The sequence below is a fragment of the Kitasatospora sp. NPDC085895 genome (genome assembly GCF_040702125.1).
GTDB classification, from domain to species: Bacteria; Actinomycetota; Actinomycetes; order Streptomycetales; family Streptomycetaceae; genus Kitasatospora; species Kitasatospora arboriphila.
The window spans coordinates 1-18,832 of the sequence record NZ_JBFBJY010000062.1 but is presented as its reverse complement, the minus strand read 5'-3'; the positions used below and the strand labels follow the sequence as shown (position 1 = coordinate 18,832).

15 protein-coding genes and 1 pseudogene are annotated in these 18,832 nt (G+C 74.4%); 7 read left to right on the top strand and 9 right to left on the bottom strand.

Annotated elements, in window-relative coordinates; genetic code table 11:
• Positions 1-340: 340 nt before the first annotated feature.
• The 4 genes and pseudogenes from AB0442_RS30005 to AB0442_RS29990 form a co-directional block, all read right to left on the bottom strand.
• Positions 341-1,987 (bottom strand): amidohydrolase, encoded by a 1,647-nt coding sequence (locus AB0442_RS30005; protein WP_366166813.1) that lies wholly within the window; start codon positions 1,985-1,987, stop codon positions 341-343.
• A complete protein-coding gene (locus AB0442_RS30000) occupies positions 1,984-2,799 on the bottom strand; it encodes an APC family permease (protein WP_366166812.1) in 816 nt (271 codons plus the stop codon). Before AB0442_RS30000 ends, AB0442_RS30005 begins: the two co-directional genes overlap by 4 nt.
• A 124-nt stretch (positions 2,800-2,923) precedes the next feature.
• A pseudogene (locus AB0442_RS29995) lies at positions 2,924-3,400 on the bottom strand (amino acid permease); the annotation flags it as partial.
• 157 nt (positions 3,401-3,557) lie between these two features.
• Positions 3,558-4,487: an Lrp/AsnC family transcriptional regulator gene (locus tag AB0442_RS29990; protein ID WP_366166783.1), complete on the bottom strand. Its 930-nt coding sequence runs from the start codon at positions 4,485-4,487 to the stop codon at positions 3,558-3,560.
• A 564-nt stretch (positions 4,488-5,051) separates the two neighbouring features.
• On the opposite strand from AB0442_RS29990, the gene AB0442_RS29985 reads away from it, so the two are divergent.
• Complete coding sequence (locus AB0442_RS29985; RefSeq protein WP_366166782.1) at positions 5,052-6,833, top strand: cation:proton antiporter; 1,782 nt, start codon at positions 5,052-5,054, stop codon at positions 6,831-6,833.
• 681 nt (positions 6,834-7,514) lie between these two features.
• A complete protein-coding gene (locus tag AB0442_RS29980) occupies positions 7,515-8,543 on the top strand; it encodes a substrate-binding domain-containing protein (RefSeq protein ID WP_366166781.1) in 1,029 nt (342 codons plus the stop codon).
• Positions 8,544-8,594: 51 nt separating this feature from the next.
• Here AB0442_RS29980 and acs read toward each other — a convergent pair whose 3' ends face one another.
• Together acs and AB0442_RS29970 are read right to left on the bottom strand one after the other, a co-directional pair.
• Positions 8,595-10,580, bottom strand: a complete 1,986-nt coding sequence (acs, locus tag AB0442_RS29975; protein WP_366166780.1) for an acetate--CoA ligase — start codon at positions 10,578-10,580, stop codon at positions 8,595-8,597.
• Positions 10,573-11,373 (bottom strand): acetate uptake transporter, encoded by an 801-nt coding sequence (locus tag AB0442_RS29970; protein WP_366166779.1) that lies wholly within the window; start codon positions 11,371-11,373, stop codon positions 10,573-10,575. The genes acs and AB0442_RS29970 overlap by 8 nt, the downstream gene beginning before the upstream one ends.
• Before the next feature lie 83 nt (positions 11,374-11,456).
• On the opposite strand from AB0442_RS29970, the gene AB0442_RS29965 reads away from it, so the two are divergent.
• Both AB0442_RS29965 and AB0442_RS29960 read left to right on the top strand, forming a co-directional pair.
• Positions 11,457-12,137 (top strand): class I SAM-dependent methyltransferase, encoded by a 681-nt coding sequence (locus AB0442_RS29965; RefSeq protein ID WP_366166778.1) that lies wholly within the window; start codon positions 11,457-11,459, stop codon positions 12,135-12,137.
• 52 nt (positions 12,138-12,189) lie between these two features.
• A complete protein-coding gene (locus AB0442_RS29960; protein ID WP_366166777.1) occupies positions 12,190-12,684 on the top strand; it encodes a hypothetical protein in 495 nt (164 codons plus the stop codon).
• Between the two features lie 222 nt (positions 12,685-12,906).
• Here AB0442_RS29960 and AB0442_RS29955 read toward each other — a convergent pair whose 3' ends face one another.
• Both AB0442_RS29955 and AB0442_RS29950 read right to left on the bottom strand, forming a co-directional pair.
• Positions 12,907-13,278 carry a fic family toxin-antitoxin system, toxin component gene (locus AB0442_RS29955; protein WP_366166776.1) on the bottom strand — a complete coding sequence of 124 codons (372 nt, stop codon included), beginning with the start codon at positions 13,276-13,278 and terminating at the stop codon, positions 12,907-12,909.
• Entirely contained in the window at positions 13,275-13,484 is a 210-nt protein-coding gene (locus AB0442_RS29950; protein WP_363548144.1) for a hypothetical protein, read from the bottom strand. Before AB0442_RS29950 ends, AB0442_RS29955 begins: the two co-directional genes overlap by 4 nt.
• 198 nt (positions 13,485-13,682) lie before the next feature.
• Between AB0442_RS29950 and AB0442_RS29945 the strand changes: the two genes are divergently transcribed.
• Complete coding sequence (locus AB0442_RS29945) at positions 13,683-14,891, top strand: SUKH-4 family immunity protein (RefSeq protein WP_366166775.1); 1,209 nt, start codon at positions 13,683-13,685, stop codon at positions 14,889-14,891.
• A 43-nt stretch (positions 14,892-14,934) separates the two neighbouring features.
• Here the strand turns inward: AB0442_RS29945 and AB0442_RS29940 are convergent, their stop codons facing one another.
• The gene (locus AB0442_RS29940; RefSeq protein ID WP_366166774.1) at positions 14,935-16,506 is read right to left on the bottom strand and encodes an FAD-dependent oxidoreductase; all 1,572 of its coding nucleotides are present in this window, start codon (positions 16,504-16,506) and stop codon (positions 14,935-14,937) included.
• 91 nt (positions 16,507-16,597) lie between these two features.
• On the opposite strand from AB0442_RS29940, the gene AB0442_RS29935 reads away from it, so the two are divergent.
• Together AB0442_RS29935 and AB0442_RS29930 are read left to right on the top strand one after the other, a co-directional pair.
• Positions 16,598-17,239: a helix-turn-helix domain-containing protein gene (locus AB0442_RS29935; RefSeq protein WP_366166773.1), complete on the top strand. Its 642-nt coding sequence runs from the start codon at positions 16,598-16,600 to the stop codon at positions 17,237-17,239.
• A gap of 231 nt (positions 17,240-17,470) precedes the next feature.
• Positions 17,471-18,688, top strand: a complete 1,218-nt coding sequence (locus tag AB0442_RS29930) for a hypothetical protein (protein WP_366166772.1) — start codon at positions 17,471-17,473, stop codon at positions 18,686-18,688.
• Positions 18,689-18,832 lie beyond the last annotated feature (144 nt).

Below are 18,832 nucleotides of genomic sequence, written 5' to 3'. Positions count from 1 at the left end.
ACGGGGTGAGGGCCGCCGGGGCGGCCGGGAGAGGGGAAGGAGGACGGCGCGGTCGCCGCAGCGCCCACCTGCTCCGCGGCGACCGCGACGAGGCGGACGACCTGGTGCGGACGACCCCGGTCGAACCGGTCCTGCGGTGGCGCGAGGTCGAGCCCGGGAACCTGAACGCCTACGCGCACCGCGTACCGGTCACCACCTTCATCGCCTCCCGCCGCCGCAGGTCGTGGGGCGAACGCCCGAACGGCGACCTGCCGGAGCGCGCCGCACCGGCACCCGACGCGGCCGCGGGCCCGCACCCCGGGGGGAGGGGGAGCGGGCAGCACCCAACGGCGACGGTCCGTCAGACGGCCCGGTGGACGACCTCGCCGCCGAGCACGCCCAGCTCCACCCGGGCGTCGAGGAACGCCTTCGGCTCCAGTTCGAACAGGTCGTCGGAGAGCATCACCAGGTCGGCGAGCTTGCCGGGGACGACACTGCCGAGCTCGTGCTCCAGGTGGACGGCGTACGCGCTGCCCAGGGTGTAGCCGCGCAGCGCGGTCGCCAGGTCGAGCGTCTCCTCCGGCATCCACGGCTCGCCGCCGGCCAGGCCGCGGCGGGTCACCGCGGTGTACAGGCCGACCAGCGGGTCCATCTCCGCGACGTTCCAGTCGCTGGACAGCGCGAGCACCGCGCCGGACTCGTGCAGGCTGCGCATCGGCCAGGCCTTGTTCCAGCGGTGCTCGCCGACCGCCTCGGCCCAGTCCCGTCCGGGGCCGGCGATGTCCGGCGAGCAGTGCCGCGGCTGCATGCAGGCGACGACGCCGAGTTCGGCGAAGCGCGGCACGTCGGCCGGGTCCAGGCACTCCACGTGGACGACCTGGTGCCGGGCGTCGTTCGGCCCGTTGACGGCCCGGGCGTGCGCCACCGCGTCCAGCACGGTGCGGATCCCGCGGTCCCCGGTGGCGTGCACGAAGGCCTGGAAGCCGGCCGCGTCCAGCCCGGCCAGCACCTCCGCGAACTCCTCCGGCGGGTAGAAGGTCTCCCCGCGGTGGCTGTGGTGGCCGGCGTACGGTTCCAGCAGGGCCGCGGTGTGCGGCTCCACCACGTCGTCGATGTAGAGCTTCAGCGGCCCGACCCGGAACCGGTCGGAGGCGTGGCGCCGGGCGGCCGCGGCGAACGCCGCCAGGTCCTCCGGGGTGGTGCCGCGCGGGTGGAACAGCCCGGCGACCAGCCGGGACCGCAGCCGGCCCTCGGCGAGCGCCCGCTCGAACAACGGCAGGTCGTCGAGGGAGTTCTGCGGCTCCACGACCGTGGTGATCCCGTACCGGGCGGCCATGTCGAGGCTGCCGGCGAGCCGCCGGTACTGCCGGTCCGGGTCCGCCCAGGGCACGCCGGCCGCCCGAAGCGCCCGGTGGCCGTCCCGGGAGAGCCCGCGCACCGCGAAGTCGGTGAGGAAGCCGGTCGGTTCGCCCGTCGCCGGGTCCTTCCGCACGGTGCCGTACGCGGTCTGCGCGGTGTCCCGGCCGATGCCGAGGCGGCGCAGCGCCGCGGTGTTCAGCCAGGCGGTGTGCACGTCGTAGCTGAGCACGAACGCCGGCCGGTCCCCGGTGAAGCGGTCCAGGTCGGCGGCGGTGGGCATCCGGCCGCCGGGGATCGCCGAGTAGTCGAAGGCCTCGCCCTCGATCCATGCGGCGTCGGGGTGGCTGCGCACCCGGTCGGCGATCCGTGCGCCGATCTCGTCGAGGGTGCCGGCCCCGGCGAGCTGGACGCAGTCGGCGTCGGAGCCCAGCCGGACGTGGTTGTGGCTGTCGACGAACCCGGGCAGCACCAGCCGGCCGCGGGCGTCGACGGCCTCGGTGTCCGGGCCGGTGAACGCCCGCCAGCCGTCGCGGTCGCCGACCCAGGCGATCCGGCCGTCGCGAACGGCGACCGCCTCGGCGCGCGGACGGGCGTCGTCCACGGTGTGCACGTGGGCGTTGTACAGGACGAGGTCGGCGGGGCGGGTCACGGCCGGGCTCCGTTCAGCGGGGCGGCGGCGCCCTCGGTGCCGTCGGGATCGGGGGTGCCGGGGTCGGGGTCGCCGGCAACGTCGGCGGGCAGGCTGAGCACCCAGTGGGTGGCGCTGCGCGGACGCAGGTAGGCGAACCAGTAGCAGGTGCCGGCGAGCAGCACGCCGCCGGTGATCAGCAGGTCGCGGCCGGTCTGCTGGGTCAGCGAGTAGCCGAGCACGGCGATGGTGACGAGCGGCACGGCCGGCCAGAGCGGCATCCGCCAGGCGGGTACGGCGCGGTGGCGGGCACGCCGGGCGGTCAGCGCGGCGCACCCGAGCAGCAGGTAGATCACCGCGACCACGACGCCGGTGAAGCCGAGCAGGACGTCGATCGGCACCGCGAGGGCGAGCACCACCCCGGGCAGGCCGATCGCCAGGGTCGCGGCCCACGGCGAGCCCCAGCGGGGGTGCAGCGCGCCGAGCACCCGGTTGACCGGGTCGGGCCAGGTGCGGTCGCGGGCCGAGGCGTACAGCACCCGGCCGTTCTGCAGCACCATGACGATCACGGCGTTGAGGATGGCGGCGGCGATGCACAGGCTGACGAAGGTGCCGACGGTGCTTCCGGCCCAGGAGTCGACGATCGCGACGAGGTCGCCCTCGGCGAGCCGGTCGGGCGAGTCGACGCCCAGGCAGATCGCGGCGACCGGCACGGTGATCAGCAGCACGCCGGCCAGCAGCGACCAGAGCACCGTGCGCGCCACCGTGCGGCGGGGGTCGCGCAGGTCCTCGGAGAGGTAGACCGCGGTGCCGAAGCCGTTGTAGGTGAACAGGGCGACGGCCAGGCCCGGTGCCGCCGTGCCCGTCCGGGACGACGGCGTGCACCAGGCTGCCCAGCGGCCGGTGGACGTGGGTCAGCCCGAGCACGCTGACCACGGCCGCGGCGAGCACCTCCAGGCCGAGGAAGAGGCCGGTGATCAGCGCGTTGGACTTGATGTCCAGGACGCCGACGGCGACGGCGAGGGCCATCACCACGGCCCCGGTGACCGCCGGGTCGAGGGCGGCCACCGAGGACAGGTAGCCGGCCGTGCCGAGCGCGATGATCGGCGGGATCACCAGCAGCGACACCACCGAGATCACGAACACCAGCCAGCCGGCCAGCCGGCCGAGCAGCTGCCCGACGATCGAGTACTCGCCGCCGGCGCTCGGGACGAGCGTGCCGAGCTCCGCGTAGCAGAAGCCGACACCGAGCGAGAGCAGCGCGGCGATCAGCAGGGTGAGGACGGTGCCGCTGCCCTGGGTCTGCAGCAGCGGCGGCACCACGATGAACAGCGAGGAGGCCGGGGTCACGCAGGAGAGGGTCAGCAGGACGCCGCCGAAGACGCCGAGCGAGCGGGGCAGCGCGGCGACACCGCTCTGGGGGGATCTGGACATCAGCCGTCCCGACAGGGTGAGGGAGAGGGGGGACGCCGGTCATTCAATGCCGGGCGAAAACACTGCGTCAATGACCTGCGGATACATTTCCGCAGTCGATTCGCCTCTGATCCTGCGTTTCGTAATCGGGTGACGCTGACGGCGATCGATCCGCCGGTCAGGCCGGGAGATCGTAGCTGTACGTCTCCTTCACGATGTCGAGGTGGTACCAGGACTCGGCGCGGACCACGCCCGGCAGGGCGCGCAGCGCGTCCAGGGTGCCGAGCAGGGCCGCCCGGTCCGCGGCGTCCACCCCGCAGACCACGTCGAAGCGGCCGTGGCCCGCGGCCACGTAGTTCACCCCCGGCAGTCCGACGGCGAGCGCGGCCGCCTCCCGGGCGGCGCCCCGCACCCCCAGCCCCACGCCGACCGCCTCCCGCACCCCGAGCGCCTGCGAGGCGACCAGCCCGGTCACGTGCACGGCCCCCGACTCCAGCAGCCGCAGCACCCGGGCGCGGGTCGCCGGCTGCGACAGCCCCACCCGCTCCGCCAGCGCCGCGAACGACGCCCGCCCGTCCACCTGCAGCAGACCCAGCAGCACCCGGTCCGTCTCGTCGACCGGCGGCAAAGGCCCCTCGGCCGGCCGCGGCGCCGCCGGGCCGCCCGGCAGCGGCGAGTACGCGTCCCGCAGCAGCTCCGCACAGCGGAACACCTCGATGCCGTGCACCCCCGGGACGCCGCGCAGCGCGGTGAACTCGCGCTCCAGCGCGCGGTCGTCCGCGACCCGGACCTCGGCCACCACCGCGCCGCCGCCCGCCGTGCACGACACGAACGACGTGGCGGGCCGGGCCGCCGCCGCCTCGGCCACCGGCCGCGCCGGGCCCTCGACCGCCAGCGACACATGCGCGACCGCCGTGATCCCGACCACCGACGGCCGGACGATCCCCACCACCCGCACCGCGCCGGAGGAGGTCAGCCGGTGCACCCGCGCCCGCGCCGCCTCCCGCGAGACCCCCAGCAGCTCGGCCAGGCGCTGGTAGCTCACCCGCCCGTCCCGCTGCAGCTCGCGGACCAGCGCCGCATCCAGCCCGTCCAGCACCGCCGCCACACCCTTTCCACCGACCGGCCGGCGACAACGCCCGCCACCGCCCCGCCGAGCCTATGGCGTGTCCGCAGAGCGGGTGTGTCGCGGCCCGGTGCGTGCCGCGTCGTCATGATCCGACCGACGGGTCGTGGGCGGTGGTCGAGCTCGTCCGTCAGGATCCGCGCCCAGGGCCGCTCGGCGCCGTTCCGGCGGATCGGCGAGCTCCCGGAGGGCCGGGGTGGGGCGACGCGCCGCGGAGCGGTGGAACGCCGTCGACCGGGTGGCGCAAAGACGGCCCTTCCGGCGCGCAGCCTCCCGTGCACGGTGATTGTGTGGCGGCCGGACTTCAGACGCGGCCGGGCGCGGTGCGAGGAGGGAGCCAGCTGTGGGGACGGTGACCGACGATGTGCCTCCTGCCCGTCCGGCCCGGTGCGGCGGTCCGTGCGAGACGGTGGCGTCCCCCCGGAAGCGCCTGACGGCAGGCGCGGTCGTCCACCGGCCCGGGCACCGGGAGGCCGGGGGAGCGGTGGGTGTACGGGACCGGATCGGCCCCGGGCCTTCTCCGTGGCCGGGAGGGGCGGGCCCGTCGTGACCCAGGACCAGATCCTCCTGGGCGCCGCGCTGACCGTCGCGCTGGCAGTGGGCTCCCAGATCCTGGCGAGCAAGCTGCACGTCCCGTCGCTGATCGTGCTGCTGCCCGTCGGATTCGCCGCCGGGGCCCTCACCAAGGTGGTCCGCCCCGACAACCTGGTACCCGACTTCACGGCCCTGGTGTCGCTCGGGGTGGCCGTGATCCTCTACGACGCGGGGCTGGGACTCGATCCGCAGCAGATGAAGGGCGAGACCAGGAGCGTGGTGACCCGGTTGATCGTGCTGGGGATCCCCATCACGGCCGGAGCCTGCCTGGGGCTGGTCGTCGCGCTGTTCGACGTTCCGGTCGCCGTGGCGCTCATGCTCGGCGTCATCCTCGTCGTCTCCGGGCCGACCGTCGTCGGTCCGCTGCTCGAGCATGCCGGGCTCGCCGACCGGGTGCGCTCCGTCCTGACCTGGGAGGGGACCCTCGTCGACCCCCTCGGCGGCATCCTCGGCGCCGTCGTCTTCCACCTCATCGTCCGGTTGCAGGACAAGGAGGGCTACCGGGTCGGCCTGTTCTTCGGAAGCATGGCCGTCGGGCTGGCCGGCGGCGCCGTCGGCGTCGCGGTGCTGTGGCTGACCCTGCGCAAGCTGCGGCTCGGCGGGACGCTCGGCACGCTCGCGCAACTGGCCACGGTCGTCGCGGTGGCGGCGGGCTGCGACATCGTCCTGGACGACACCGGGCTCATCGCGGCGATCGTCACCGGCATCGGGGTGGCGAACCTGCCCGGATTCGACATGCCGGCCCGCCGCCCGTTCTTCGAGACGGTCGTCCAACTGGTCATCGGCCTGCTGTTCATCTCCATCTCGGCCTCGGTCGCGCCGGAGTCCGTCGCGTCGGTGCTGCTTCCGTCGCTGGTGCTGACCGCGGCGCTCGTCCTGGTGGTGCGGCCGCTGGTGTCCGTCGTGGCAACCGCCCGGACGGACGTCGGCCCCGGGGAGCGCGCCGTCATCGGCTGGATGGCGCCCCGGGGCATCGTCGCCGCCTCCACCGCCGCGACGTTCTCCGCCTCGCTCGTCCACCAGGGCCTGGCGGGCGCCGACAAGATCCTGCCGATCACCTTCCTGGTGATCGTCGGAACCGTCCTGGTCTACGCACTGACCGCCAGGCCGGTCGCCGTACGGCTGGGGGTCGGCGAGTCGGCACGCTCACGGCCCCTGCTGGTCGGCGGCGCACCGTGGGTGATCGACCTCGCCCGGTCGCTCCGTGCGGCCGGCCTGGACGTGCTCATGTGGGCCGGCCTGCCCCGGGAGCGGGACCGGATCAGGGAGGCGGGGATGGAGCTGGCCCCGGGGGAGCTCCTGGCCACGGCGACCGACCCCGGGGCCCGCCTGGAGGGCGTCACGACCGCGCTGCTGCTCACGGACGACGACGACCTGAACGCGCTCGCCTCGGTGGTCGTGCAGGACAGCCTCGACGGTCCGGTGTACCGGATCGGCCCGCACCCCGGAGGTCAGGGCATCGTCGCCCCGTACTCCGGCGGCGGCGTCCTCTTCGGTCCCGGCCTCGTCCGGAGCGTCCTGGAGGACCGCCACGAGCTCGGCGCGCGCTTCGTCGTGCGGCCGGCCGCCGACCCGCTCCCCCCGGGCCACGAGCTGCTCTTCGTCGTGCGGGCCGACGGCCGACTCGAACCCGTCACCGAGGCCCGGGACGTCGTTCCGGCGGCCGACGACACGCTCGTGCTCCTGGGCCCCGTGCCGAAAGCCTCCGCGCCGCCCACCCGCGCCCACGGCTGACCGCGTGCGGAGGCCGCCCGGCACGTCGTTCGCCGCACCCTCCATGACGTCGCACTCGAGCGCGTCGCCGTCCGGTGAGTTCGACACCGACCGCAGGACCACGGAGCCTCCCGCTGCACCGACGTCGGCTGGGGGAACACCCGTGGCGCTCCCGCAGAGCCGCCCGTCACGCCCCGCGGGCCGGCCACCGGCCCGCGGCCACGGCCCGCGGGTCGCCCGGGACTCGCGCGTCCCAGGCGCCCGTGGCGCAGGACGGCACGACCTCGGCACGTGGGTTCGACGCACCACGGACAGCGCGGCGACGGGTCGACCGCCCGGGAAGGCCGCCGGCGCGGCGCGCCCGGGGACGAGTCGGACGTGCCGCGCCGGCGGTGTGCCCGGGCCGGTGGCAGCCTACGGCGCGGGCGCGGCGTCGCTCCATCAGAAAACCCCACACACCAACAGGATCGAACGCTCGGCATCATCACACCGCAGCCCCGGACGCCGCGTCAAGAACCGCACCGGTCCGCCGGCCGGGTGGCCCGCGCGCCCGCGCGTTCCCTGACGCACCCCTGCCGCGTTCTTGCTGTCGAACCGTCCCGCGCTCCACACCGATGTCCCGCTCACGTCCCGCCCACGTCCGCCGCCCGGGCCGTGGTCGAGGCCGTGGGCGGGGGAGCCCAGAACCGCCCGAGGCCGCCCATGTCCCGTCCCCCGCTCCTGCCCACGCCCTCGGGCGCCGTCGCCGTCCTCGCCGCGATCGCGACGCTCGGCGCCTGCACCACCCAGGGCCCCGAGATGCACCGGACGGCGCGGATCTCCGTCGCCTACATCCAGAAGCAGGGCGACCAGCAGTACTTCCGGGACGAGGCGGCCGGGGCGCGGGCGAGGGCCTCCGAACTCGGCGTCGACCTGGACGTGGTGGACGTCGGCACCGACGCGGCCCGCACCCTCGACGCCGTCCGGTCGGCCGCCGCCCGAGGGGCGAGCGGCGTGGTCGTGGCGGTGCCGGACCCGGCGCTCGGACCGCAGCTCGTGCGGATCGCGCACGACGCCCGGATCGAACTGCTCGCCTCCGACGACCAGATCTGCGCCGACCTCGGCGACCCGAGCGTCTGCGCCCGGCAGAAGCTCGTGCCCAGGGTCGGCTTCAGCGGCAGCCGGATGGGCGAGGCCGTCGGCCGCCGCGCCGCCCAGGAGTACCGCACGACCGGCTGGAAGGCCGCCGACACCCGGATCGTCGCCGCGGCGCGGATGGACCTCAGCGTCTGCCGCGAGCGCATCGACGCCGCCAGGCTGGCGTTCCTCCAGGACGGCGGCCAGGTCCGCACCCTGAACGTCAGCACCGACAACACGCCGGACGGCGCCCGCAGCGCCGTCGCCTCCACCACGGCCGCGGAGGCGGGGAACCCCGAGCACTGGGTGGTGTGGGGCTGCAACGACGAGAACGTCGAGGGCGGCATCGCCGCACTGCGGGCCGCCGGCGTCGCCGAGGCCGACGTCATCGGGGTCGGCCTCGGCGGCTACCTCGCCTGCCGGGGCTGGCAGCACGGTGAGCGCTTCGCCATGCGCGCCGCCCTGTCGATCAGCGGCCGGGAGGTCGGCGCCCTCGCCGTGCAGACCATGTACGACAAGGTGCGCAGCGGCAGGCCCTTCCCCGCCGAGGCGTTCGCCCCCACCGCCATGGTCGACCCGGAGACCTGGCAGGCCTCCGGCGCCACCTGCGACTGACCGGCCGCCCCGGTGGCCATCCCCCCGGAGGGGGCACGGCCTCAGCCGCGCCTACCGTCCGCCCTCGTCCTCGCCCTCACCCTCGCCGCCGCCGGCCGCGGGCAGTTGATCCCGGATCAGCTCCATGACCGAGCTGTCGGTGAGGGTGGTGACGTCACCGAGACTGCGGTGCTCCGCGACGTCCCGCAGCAGCCGGCGCATGATCTTGCCCGAGCGGGTCTTCGGCAGCTCCGGCACCACCAGGACCTCCCGCGGCCGGGCGATCGGGCTGATCTCCCGGGCGACGTGCGCCCGCAGCTCGCCGGCGACCTCCGGGCCGCCCCCGCCGGCGTCGGACCGCAGGATCACGAACGCCACGATGCCCTGACCGGTCGCCTCGTCCGCCGCACCGACCACCGCCGCCTCCGCGACCTTCGGGTGCGAGACGAGCGCCGACTCCACCTCCGTGGTCGAGATCCGGTGCCCCGACACGTTCATCACGTCGTCCACCCGGCCGAGCAGCCAGATGTCGCCGTCCTCGTCGCGCTTCGCGCCGTCCCCGGCGAAGTACAGCCCCGGGAACCGCGACCAGTAGGTGTCCAGGTAGCGCTGCCGGTCGCCCCACACCGTGCGCAGCATCGCCGGCCACGGCTCCGTCAGCACCAGGTAACCGCCCGCGCCGTCCGGCACCGGATCGCCGTGGTCGTCGACCACGTCCGCACCGACACCCGGCAGCGGCCCCAGCGCCGACCCCGGCTTGCAGGTGCTCACCCCCGGCAGTGGGCTGAGCATCTGAGCACCCGTCTCGGTCTGCCACCAGGTGTCCACCACCGCGCACCGGTCGCCCCCGATGTTGTGCCGGTACCAGATCCACGCCTCCGGGTTGATCGGCTCGCCCACCGAGCCGATGATCCGCAGACTGCTCAGGTCGAACGCGGCCGGCACCTGCTCGCCCCACTTCATGAACGCCCGGATCGCCGTCGGCGCGCAGTAGAGGATGCTCACCCGGTACTTCTCGACCATCTCCCACCAACGTCCCCGGTGCGGGGTGTCCGGGGTGCCCTCGTACATCACCGAGGTCGTGCCGTTCGCCAGCGGGCCGTAGACGATGTACGAGTGGCCGGTCACCCAGCCGATGTCCGCCGCCGTCCAGAACACGTCCCGCTCGGGCTTCAGGTCGAAGACCGCCCAGTGCGTCCACGCCACCTGCGTCAGGTAACCGCCCGAGGTGTGCAGGATGCCCTTCGGCTTCGCCGTCGTCCCCGAGGTGTACATGATGTACAGCGGGTGCTCGGCGTCGAACGGCTGCGCCTCGTGCTCCGCCGACTGCCGCTCCACCAGCTCGTGCCACCACAGGTCCCGGCCCGCCGTGAACGGCACCTCCTGACCCGTGCGGCGGACCACCAGCACGTTGCGCACCCCCGGGCACTCGGCCACCGCCCGGTCGACCGCGGGCTTCAGCGCCGCCGCGGAACCCTTGCGGTACCCGCCGTCGGCGGTGATCACCACCCGGGCGTCGCAGTCGACGATCCGGTCCTTCAGCGCCTCCGAGGAGAAGCCGCCGAACACCACGGTGTGCGGCGCCCCGATCCGGGCGCACGCCAGCATCGCGACCGCCGTCTCCGGGATCATCGGCATGTAGATCGCCACCCGGTCGCCGGCCGCCACTCCGAGCTCCGCCAGCGCGTTGGCCGCCCGGCACACCGCGTCCTTCAGCTCCGCGTAGGTGATCGTCCGGGTGTCGCCGGGCTCGCCCTCCCAGTGGAAGGCGACCCGGTCGCCGTGCCCGGCCTCGACGTGCCGGTCCACGCAGTTGTACGCCACGTTCAGCCGGCCGCCGACGAACCACCGCGCGAACGGCGCCTGCGACCAGTCCAGGACATCCGTCCACGGCTCCGCCCAGCTGAGCCGGCCCGCCTGCTCGGCCCAGAAGGCGAGCCGGTCCTGCTGCGCCTCGCGCACCGTCCGGTCCGTGGCGTTGGCGGCCGCGGCGAGCTCCGGAGGGGGCGGGAAACGGCGCTCCTCGTGCGACAGGTTGGCCAGCGTCCGCTCACTCATCGCCACTCCCCGGGGCCGCCGCGGCGGGAGGGCCGGCGAGCGGCCACACCGGTAGCAGCGTCCGTTTGAAGGTGGCGTTGGCGACCGTCGCGAACGAGGCGTACCAGGCGACCACCGCCGTCACCAGCCCGGCCCACCCGCCGACCTCCGTCCAGGTGTCGGACCGGGCGAACGCGCCGACGGTCAGGAAGAGGAACGTCAGGCTCAGCGTGACGAACACCGAGAGGACCGCGACGGTCGTCCGCAGCGCGGCCACCGTCATGTAGACCGTGAAGATCGTCCAGGCCAGCAGGAACAGGCCGGTCGCCTGGTAGAGCTGGTGGACCCGGAGCAGGTGCGGCACCACGGTCTCCACGAACCCCCAGTACGCCAGCCAGAACGCGCCGAAGGAGGCGAACGCGGTCGCGGCGAAGGTGTTGCCGCGCCGGAACTCCCACATGCCCGCGAGGATCTGGACGATGCCGCCGTAGAACAGCGCCAGCGGCAGCACCACGGCGACCACGGACTCGTTGACGAGCGAGGCGTTGAAGCAGCTCAACACGAAGGTGGTCATCGCGAACGCGGCGAGGCCCAGGGCGCCCGGATCGGCGATGACGGCGGGTGGGGGCGGAGGAGACCGGCGGCGCCGGCGCCTTCGGGGGAAGCACGGGACCTGCCACGATGACTCCTCTCCGCGGCGTGCCGGACGTGCTCGCCCACCCGCGTCCGACGACCGGACACGGCACCGGGACGAGACAGCGTGTCTTCCGGCACCCGCTCGTCGGCGGGTCGCGCCGCCGGCCGTCGGACGCACCCGCCGGCACGGCAGCCCGTCGCACGGGCGCGCCTATCCCGTCCACTCCGCCGCAAACCGGCCGCCCGGTAGGCTGCTCGTCCGTGACCGAACCGGACTTCCTGCGCGCCACCCGCGACTCCTACAACGCCGTCGCGGCCGACTACGCCGGCCACTTCCGCGCCGAGCTCGCGGCGAAGCCGCTCGACCGGGCCCAGATCACCGGATTCGCCGGCCTCGTGCAAGCGTCCGGCCTCCCGGGCCCGGTGGCCGACGTCGGCTGCGGGACGGGCCGGGTGACGGGGTACCTCGCCGAGCTCGGACTGCCCGTGCTCGGCATCGACCTGTCCGCCGGGATGCTAGCGGCGGCCCGGCAGGCCCACCCCGCGCTCCGGTTCGAGGAGGGCTCGATGCTCGCGCTCGACCTGCCCGACGGCGGCCTCGGCGGCGTACTGGCCTGGTACTCCACCATCCACGTCCCGGACGAACGGCTGCCCGAGGTGTTCGCCGAGTTCCACCGGGTGCTCGCCCCCGGTGGACACCTGCTGACCGCGTTCCAGGTCGGCGACGCACCCAGGCGCCGGACCGAGGCCTTCGGCCACGGAATCGACCTGGTCTTCCACCGCCGCCGGCCCGAGCACGTCGCCGACCTGCTGCAGACCGCCGGACTGCCCGTCATCTCCCGGACGGTGCGCGAACGCAACGACGACGGGCCGTTCCCGGAGAAGACCGCGCAGGCCTTCCTGCTGGCCCGCAAGCCCCGCGTGTCCGCCCCCGCGGACTGAACAGCCGCCCGGCCCGCGCGCGGGCCGGGGCGCGCTCTGGTCGGATGAGGTCATGGACAGCGGCAGCCATCCGGAATCGGGTCTCGCCAAGAGCGTCCGGAGCGACGCCGACTTCGAGGAGATGGGCTGGCACGACGCCACCCTGCACGGCCTGTACCTGCAGCAGACGGACGACGTCGTGCCGCGACTGCTCCTCGACCTCGACTACGTCGTCCGCTGGGTGCACCCCGTCCGGCCTGCGAAGAACTTCACCTTCTGGGTGGCTCCCGCGACGCTCGTCTTCGAGCAGGTGTGGGACCTCGAGGGCAGCCTCGGGCTGACGAACACGCACCCGGAGCTGGAGATCGACGACGTGTACCGGCTCGCTCCGGACGACGGCAGGTCCGAGTGGCCGCAGTGGCACGTCGAGGGGCACGGATTCGACCTGAGGTTCCGTGCCGGAGGCTTCCGTCAGTACGTTCGGCAGACCCCGCGGCACACCCCGACCCCGACCCTGTCCGCCGCCGAGCGCGGAGGCTGCTGCTTCACCGAGGCCGGCTTCGACTGAGCGACGGAGGCGCAGGAGGGGCCGCCGGCAACGGCCCGGCGTCCGGCGGGGTGAGGCGCGGGCCGGGCCGCTACCTGAGTAGGGGCAGGGCGGCCGGCCGGCGCAGGAGGGGCGGTGGCCCCTCCGTCCCCGACGTTACGGGGTGGCCGACGGAACGGGGGCAGGCTCGCCGCGCGTCGCATTGGTTCACCCGTCGGCACCCGGTGGCCGGGCGGACGCCCGTCAGACGAGCCACGTCCTGAGGACGGCGGCGAGATCGGCCGCGGTGGATCCGTGCCGCCTCAGCTCCTCGGCCACCGCGGACACCCGCTCCTGGTCGAGCTTGACCGAGACCCCGCTGGCCAGCAGGTAGCCGTGCGCGACGGCCACCGCCACCCGCAGGTTCGAACGCTCCAGCCACGGCAGCCGGCCGAGCGTGTGGGCGAGCGCCGCAGCCCGGGTGAACGGCCCGTCGTAGACCTCCTGCCCGGCGACCACGGCCCGGTGCCGCTCCACCGCGGAGATCGCCACCCCGTAGTCCACCGGTGCCGGGTCCCCGACCCCGGCACGCTCGGCGACCTCGAGGATCCAGGCGAGATCGACGTGGAGGATCACGCGGCCTCGATCCCGTCGAGCAGGTCCCCGTACTCGTCCAGCACTTCCTGCGCACCGGCCAGGAAGACCTCGCGCAGCTTCTCGTTGTCGTCCCGGATCAGCTGCGCCACGTAGTCGTTGACGGGCATCCGCCGGGTCTCGGCCGCGTGTCTGGCCATCTCGGCGACGGTCTCGTCCATGCGGAGGTTCACCTGGGTCTTCGCCATACCCCGAAGATAGCAGGTGATAGCAGGGTCGCGTCAGGGGCGTTCACTGCCCGTAATTCCGGTGCGTGCCGCACCGTTGGCGGTCGTCCGAGGGCTGTCGGCGAGGTGCCGTAGGCTCATGGTCAAGATCATCAGCGGGAACGGGGGAACGGGGGAACGGGGACGACGGCGTGGCGACCGGACGGGTTTCCGGCGCGGGTGGCGAAGTACGGGGAGGTGTTGTCCGAGGTCGCCCGGGTCTACGGGACGGAGGACGGGGCCGGACCGGAGGAGCGGGCGGCGAGGCTGCGGTTCGCGGCCCTGATGCGGGGTGACCTCGGGCTCGCCCGGTGGCTGGACGGTCTGGGCCTCGCGATGCCCTGGCGGGTGGTGTGGGCGCACTGGCGGCCGATCGAGGTGTGGGACACCGGCACCGTCGCGCCGGGCTGGACCGGCCCGGTCGCGCTGCACGGCTTCCGGGCGGGTGGCAGCGAGGTCTGCCTGCAGTCGCGCGACGACCACACCTACCGGTGGTACGCCCTGGCGGACGGTGCCCCGCTCGGCGGGCCGTCGCCGGACGAACCGGCGCAGGAGGAGCCGCCGGCCGCGATGGCCTCGGCGCTGGACACCGGTGACCCGCTCCACTCGATGGTCGAGGTCACCGTCACCCGGGCCGCCACGGCCTCCGTCCACGCGCTCTACCCGGTGGCCCACGACGGCGACATCCGGGTGCTGCCCGGCGACCGGGTGCTGATCGCGGGCTACAGCGGCGCCGCACTGTTCGACTTCGGCCCGCCGGCCGCACCCGCACCCGCACCCACGGCCGCGCTCACCGGTCAGGGCGCGGCCGCCGGCGCGCACCACCGGGTGACCGCGTCCAACCTGCTGCCCCGGGACGTCTGGTGGGACGGTGGGCGGCTCACGCCCGAGGACGTGCAGACGTACTACAGGGGCGTGGTCCTCGCCGACCCCGGGCAGCTCGCCGCGGCGACCGGCGACGCGGAACCGGTCCGGGTGCTGGGGACGCTCGGGCTGCCCCGGGTCTCGGCGCTGGGCTGGCTGGACACCGACCGGGCGATGAAGGAACTCACCGTCACGGACGGCCGCCTGGTGATCGCCGAGGTCCACGGCGAGCCGGCCCTCCGGCTCGACCTGGCCACCGGCCGGGTCGTCGACTCGTACGGCGACACGGTCAACACCTCGCTCACCGCCCTCGCCGCCTGCCTGGCGATGAGCGACCGGGCGCTCTGCCTGTCGGTGGGCCGTGCGACCCGTGGCGACGACGGGTGCGGCGAGCACTGCGCCTTCCTCACCTTCGTCCGTTCCTCGCTCGTGCGGATCGATCCGGAGGCGGCGGCCGCCGCGGAGGGCGACGATTGGTGGTGGCTGGAACAGACGGAGGACCACTGCTGCTCCCTGGGCGCCTGACGACGCCCGCGGGCGCCGCGCCGTCGGCGGGCCCCGCACGAAGTCAGGGCAGCCGCACGAGGTGGTCGGCGATCGCCGCGAGCAGGCTGTCGGCGTCGGCGGGGGTGCCGTCCGTGGCCCAGCGGACGTAGCCGTCGGGGCGGATCAGCACGGCCGCCGCGGCGAGCCCGTCGGTGCAGGTGGCGCGAACGAGGTCGACCTGCGGCGGGAGCGGGAGACCGACCGGGACGGCTCCGGCGAGGTCGAGCAGGACGGCGTGCCCCGCGGCGAACAGGGCCGACAGCCGGACGGTGCCGGTGCCGAGGGTGAGTTCGGTGTCCGGGACGCGCCGGCCGGTGAGCGGGTGGTGCCGCGGGCGGCCGTCCTGCGGCGGGTAGTGCAGGGAGAGGCCGGACATCAGCCCGGCTAGGTGGCGGTTGGCGTCGGGCAGGCGCAGCAGGTCGGTGACGATGTCGCGCAGGGCGGCCACGTCCTCGCTCGGGTTCGGGTCCGCGAGGACGCGCTGCGCCGAGGTGTGGTGCAGCACCTGGGCGCCGACCGGGTGGCGTTCGGCGTGGTAGCTGTCCAGCAGGCCGTGCGGTGCGTGGCCCCGGACGGTGGCGGCGAGCTTCCAGCCGAGGTTGAAGGCGTCCTGGATACCGAGGTTGAGGCCCTGTGCGCCGAGCGGCGGGTGGACGTGCGCGGCGTCTCCGGCGAACAGGACGCGCCCGGTGCGGTACTGCTCCAGCTGCCGGGTGGCATCGGTGAACCGCGAGGAGTTGTCCACCGCGCCGAGCGCGGTCTCCTCGCCGTACACGGACCGCAGCACCTCGGCGATCTCCTCGCGGGTGACGGGGGAGTCGCGGGAGGCGTCCTCCTGGTCCGTCCGGTCCGTCCGGTCCGTCCCGTCCGTGCGGTCCGTGCGGCCGAAGGTGAAGCGGTAGCGGTCGCCGCCGAGCGGGGCCAGCACCGCCCAGTGGCCCTCGGCGCGGCGGATCAGGGTGCTCATGTGTCCGAGCTTCTGCGGCACCAGCGGGGACACGGCAGACAGGCGGATGTCGGCCAGCACCGCCCGGTGGGTGCCCGGCCGGCCGGGGAACGGGAGGCCGAGGAGTCGGCGCACCGTGCTGTGCGCGCCGTCGCAGGCGACCAGGTGGCGCGCCCGCACCTGCAACCCGTCCGCCGTGACGACCACGCCGTCCTCGTCCTGGTCGACCGCGCGGACGGCCGTGCCGCGCAGGATCCGCGCGCCGAGGGCGATTGCCCGCTTCTCCAGCACCTCCTCGATCTCCCACTGGGGGAGCACGATCGGGAAGGGGTGCCGGGTCTGCCAGGGCGTGCAGTCCAGGGGGACGGGCAGGGCCGCGAAGTGGCCGCCCACCGGGTCGCCGGGGGCGGTCCGGCGCAGGACCGGCTCCAGCAGTCCGCGCAGCTCCAGCAGTTCGGCGGTACGGGGCTGGATCGCGCCGCCCTTCACCTGCTCGACGCGCCGGGGCAGCCGCTCCAGCACCAGGGTGTCGATGCCCGCCAGGGCCAGTTCGCAGGCCAGTGCCAGCCCGGCAGGGCCGGCACCGACGACGACCACCTCCGTCCCGGCCGCCGTCCAGGTCTCGTTGTCGGTCCCGTTCTCGGTCAAGGTCCTCACTCCGCTCGTATTCTCGCCTCGGGGCAAATGTATACCAGGTGCAGAAATGCCCCGGGAGAAGCCCTCTGCTAGGTTGGTCGCCGTGGACGGCACGCCAGGGCTGCGGGAGCGGAAGAAGCAGCGGACCCGCGCGGCGATCTCCGACGCGGCGATCGCCCTGTTCCTCGAACACGGCTTCAACCAGGTCTCGGTGGCCCAGGTCGCCGAGGCGGCCGAGGTGTCCAAGCGCACGCTCTTCGCCTACTTCCCGACCAAGGAAGACCTCGTGCTGCACCGCCTCGCCGACCACGAGGCCGAGGCCGCCCGCGTCGTCCGCGCCCGCCCGCCGGGCACCGCCCCGCTGGCCGAACTGCGCACGCACTTCCTCCGCGGGCTGCACGAACGGGACCCGATCACCGGACTCAACGACCACCCCCACGTGCTGCGGCTGACCCGGATGATCCAGGACGCGCCCTCCCTCGCCGCCCGGATGGACCGGTTCAAGGCCGGCGCCGAACAGGCCCTCGCCCGGGCCCTGCAGGAGACGGCCGACACCCCCGAGCTCACGGCGCGCCTCGCCGCCGTCCAGATCGTCGGCGTCCAGTGGGTACTGGCGCAGGACAACGCCGCCCGCCTCGCCGCCGGCACGCCCGCCGACACCCGCCACCCGGGCGCCGTCGCGGACGCGGAACAGGCGTTCGCCCTCCTCGCCGACGGACTGCGGGACCTGACGCCGCGCCGGTGACCCGGGGCTGCACCGGGCCCCGGGGGTGCCCCGTGTGCAGGGGGCACCCGCCCTGGACGCCGCGCTGTGCGATCAGCTGATGATTCGTCCGTCGAGGGGAACCGTTCGCGTGGGAACCGGCCGCTCCGCTCCGCACCGTCCGATGATGCAGGCGTCACCCGCACGGGCCTGCGGTCCCCAGCCCCGTCCCGCGGCTGCTGCGGCCCGTGCGTACCCGAAGGAGGTAACCCCTTGTCCGACCAGGACGAGAAGTCGGAGCAGAGCGTCGGCGCCTTCACCCTCGCGGCCCCGCTGGACTCCACCGCCCCCACCCCGCTGCCGTACCCCGTACCCACGCCCGACGAGGAGTGGCAGCTCCCCAACGGCTTCGCCCACGTCTTCTACGGCGAACGCAACCAGGGCATCACCCACCCCGTGATCATCGCCGACGGCTTCAACCTCGGCCGCAGCGACCTCACCTGGCTCTACGCCGGCCTCGACCGCGACTACCCCTTCCTGACCGAGCTCCGCCGCCGCGGGCGCGACGTCGTCCTGCTCGGCTTCGACGAGCGCTCCGCCTCCATCACGGCCAACGCCGAGGCCGCGATCGCCTGCATCATGCGGACCAACGCCGAGCAACTGGGCTCCGCCGGGCTGACGGTCGGCGGCTTCAGCATGGGCGGCATCATCACCCGATACGCCCTGGCGCGGCTGGAGACGCAGCGGATGGACCACCGCACGCGGCTGTACTTCTCGTACGACAGCCCGCACCGCGGCGGTGTCGTCCCGATCGGGCTCCAGGCGTTCTCCCACTTCATCCCCGTGCCCAACGACTTCGCGCGGCAGATGGACAGCCCGGCCGCGCGGCAGATGCTCTGGCGGCACTACGACCCCGCCACCGGGACGATCGGCGTGGCCCCCGAGCGCACCGAGTTCCTGCAGCAGCTGGAACGGCTCGGCGGCTGGCCGCGCCTCCCGCGCCTGATCGGCGTCGCCAACGGCCGCGGCGACGGCACCGGCCTCGCCGTCGAGCCCGGCGACATCATCCTCACCGTGAACCGGATCTACCCCGGCACCACCTTCTACGCCCAGTCCCAGGGCGACAACGCCGTCGTCGCCGAACTCAAGCGGCGCTTCCCCCAGGCCGAGAAGACCGTCACCACCAGCGGATTCCCCGAGCTCGACGGCGCCCCCGGCGGCACGCTGCGCTCCTACGGCATCCTCGCCGACATGCTCGAGAAGTTCGGGGCCCAGGTCGACCTGCGCCACGAACACGTCTGCTTCGTCCCCTCCGTCAGCGCGGTCTCGATCCGCGACCTCGACGACAACAAGGCCCTGTACGCCGACATCGACGACCTCGACCCGTCCGAGAGCGACCTCGACGACTTCCTGTGCTCCAGCACCACCACCGAACACACCGCCGTCACGCGTGAACTCGGCGAATGGATCCTGGACCGCCTCCCCGACTGATCCGAACCGCGCCCGGCACCGACGGGCGCACCCCGGACCGACCGGCGGGCCCCCCCGACCGGCGGGCGCGCCCGGCGGGCCGCGGGGGGCCCGGGGGATTGCGACCGGGGGGGGCGGGGGCCGGTGACCGGGAGGACCGGTAGG

Excerpts from the sequence above, each read along its gene's own strand:
- AB0442_RS29980 (WP_366166781.1), top strand. The coding sequence starts at position 7,515 with ATGTCCCGTCCCCCGCTCCTGCCCACGCCCTCGGGCGCCGTCGCCGTC.
- acs (WP_366166780.1), bottom strand. The coding sequence starts at position 10,580 with ATGAGTGAGCGGACGCTGGCCAACCTGTCGCACGAGGAGCGCCGTTTC.
- AB0442_RS29960 (WP_366166777.1), top strand. The coding sequence starts at position 12,190 with ATGGACAGCGGCAGCCATCCGGAATCGGGTCTCGCCAAGAGCGTCCGG.
- AB0442_RS29950 (WP_363548144.1), bottom strand. The coding sequence starts at position 13,484 with ATGGCGAAGACCCAGGTGAACCTCCGCATGGACGAGACCGTCGCCGAG.